We start from the raw sequence: 1,867 nt of genomic DNA, 5'->3' as shown, positions 1-1,867 counted from the left end.
ATCCACAACCGTTACTAACAACACCGGGGTTACTACCCTTGGCTGTGTTAGCACAAACTGAAGTGCCAGAAACCTTGCTATCCCAGGTAGCAGCCAGAATCGATATGATTGAAGATAGACAACAGCAACGTAACCTATCTGCTTGCGTGCAACTGTTGGCTGGGGTGAAATTTGATGAACAGTTAATTCAAGCTTATTTTCGGGAGGATATGATGCAGGAGTCAGTAGTTTATCAACGAATTATTCGCCAAGGATTAGAACAAGGATTAGAACAAGGATTAGAACAAGGATTAAAACAGGGATTAAAACAAGGATTAGAACAAGGATTAGGACAGGGATTAGAACAAGGAAAGCGCAATGAGCTTAATTTAATTAAGCGTCTACTTAGCCGTCGCCTAGGTGAAATCAATCCCCAATTACAAAATCAAATTGAGGAATTATCCTTTGACCAGTTGGAAGATTTAGGAGAAGCGTTGTTAGATTTTGAAACCGAAGTGGATTTGACCAATTGGTTGAACCAGTTTAGGGATAAGTAAAATTCGGTTAGGTGTAGTACCTAAAAGCAGTAGCATCGAGATCTGATAGAGTGGGTTTGGATTTGCCTTACCCACTCTATTATTACCCAAAATTCCAGACGCCTCCAAGGCCGCGAGCAATCCCTCGCTGCTTGGGTTCCACCTGTAGAATGGGCATCAGGCGTGGAACTGGCATCTTGCGTAGAACTGGCATCTTGCCAGTTTCCTCCTTATTTTCGAGCGGGCAGGATGCCCACTCTACTGCTATTCATTACTTGACTGACAGAACGCCCTTGATCCAGCTACTGCATCTTGACTCCCTACTCCCTACTAATTGCCTTAAAAGAGACTAGAGCCGATAGCCCTCTTAACCACTAATCCTAAGCCCAGAAAGCCCAGAGCCAGTAGACCCTGAGATGACATCGGCTCAGGCACTGGGACTGCCAGAGGCAGTGGACCATTACCTGTCCCGGATTGGGTATCGTTCTTAGCGGTGAACGTCCCAAATGGACCAATGGGAGGTTGTGTGGTTTGCCAAAAGAAAGAAATCGTTTCTGGAGTGTCGGAATTAGTACTCCAACCCGATCCACCAACAACGCTCCAGACTAGACTGCCATCTTCATCAAACTTGATTGAAAACTCCCCACTGGAACCGAGTGCCTGCTTCGCTTCCCCAAAGCTATAGCCCGCAACTCCTGTAAACCCTTCAGCTTTGAACTCCAACCCGAACTGATTGACATCATCAAACGCAAGTAAACCATCCGGTTGAGGAAAGGGGGGATCATTGGGAAAGTCCACACCAGGGATAACTTTGTGTATATAAGTGTAGATGGTTCCCGCTGGATTTTGGGGCGGCACACAAGTCAGAAAACCAACAGGACAAGAAACGCTACTGGTCAAGTCCCCGAGGCTATTTCCGTCACCATTGATTAGGGATGCATCTACTGTCGGACCCACTGGTCCTGTGATGGTTGCTCCCAGAGTCAGGTCGTCAAGGTTGATCGGGGTAATCGACGCAGCACTAACCCCTCTTGCCGAAAGATCAAAAACGCTAATTGCGATCAATGCGATCGCTAATTTACTAGTCATGACTATTTTTCCTCAGTAAAATTTTCAAGTAAGCATTAGCTGATAGCTTAAAAATGTACTTATCTATTTCAACGTGATGGCTGATTTTTATTGCCAAGGGTATTTTATCTGTAAATCCAGCCAGCTTTAGAACATTTAAATAAAATTCATTAAACTCTGAATTATGTAAATGTTTAGCAAAGGGAATCGGAAATCGGGAATCGGGAATCGTGAATCGGGAATCGGGAATCGGAAATCGGGAATCGGAAATCGGGAATCGGGAA

The 1,867-nt window shown here is 45.0% G+C and carries 4 protein-coding genes; 2 read left to right on the top strand and 2 right to left on the bottom strand.

The window, feature by feature from the left end; all coding sequences use genetic code 11:
- Both F6K53_RS39370 and F6K53_RS39365 read left to right on the top strand, forming a co-directional pair.
- Nucleotides 1–536 (top strand): DUF4351 domain-containing protein (locus F6K53_RS39370; RefSeq protein ID WP_293085382.1); only part of this gene is annotated, 536 nt, incomplete at its 5' end.
- A gap of 194 nt (nt 537–730) precedes the next feature.
- The gene (locus F6K53_RS39365; protein ID WP_293085379.1) at nt 731–868 is read left to right on the top strand and encodes a hypothetical protein; all 138 of its coding nucleotides are present in this window, start codon (nt 731–733) and stop codon (nt 866–868) included.
- Here the strand turns inward: F6K53_RS39365 and F6K53_RS39360 are convergent.
- Both F6K53_RS39360 and F6K53_RS39355 read right to left on the bottom strand, forming a co-directional pair.
- Nucleotides 855–1,604: an exosortase, PEP-CTERM interaction domain protein gene (locus tag F6K53_RS39360; RefSeq protein WP_293085376.1), complete on the bottom strand. Its 750-nt coding sequence runs from the start codon at nt 1,602–1,604 to the stop codon at nt 855–857. The genes F6K53_RS39365 and F6K53_RS39360 overlap by 14 nt on opposite strands.
- Nucleotides 1,597–1,867: hypothetical protein (locus F6K53_RS39355; protein ID WP_293085373.1), on the bottom strand; the 271-nt coding region annotated here is incomplete at its 5' end. The genes F6K53_RS39360 and F6K53_RS39355, both read right to left, overlap by 8 nt.

The organism is Moorena sp. SIO4A1, assembly GCF_010672065.1.
Taxonomy (GTDB): domain Bacteria; phylum Cyanobacteriota; class Cyanobacteriia; order Cyanobacteriales; family Coleofasciculaceae; genus Moorena.
The sequence above is the reverse complement of the archived record's forward strand: the minus strand, read 5'-3'. Positions and strand labels throughout refer to the sequence as shown.

What these genes read in the sequence shown, in the direction of transcription:
- F6K53_RS39360 (WP_293085376.1), bottom strand. Translation starts at nt 1,604, where the DNA reads ATGACTAGTAAATTAGCGATCGCATTGATCGCAATTAGCGTTTTTGAT.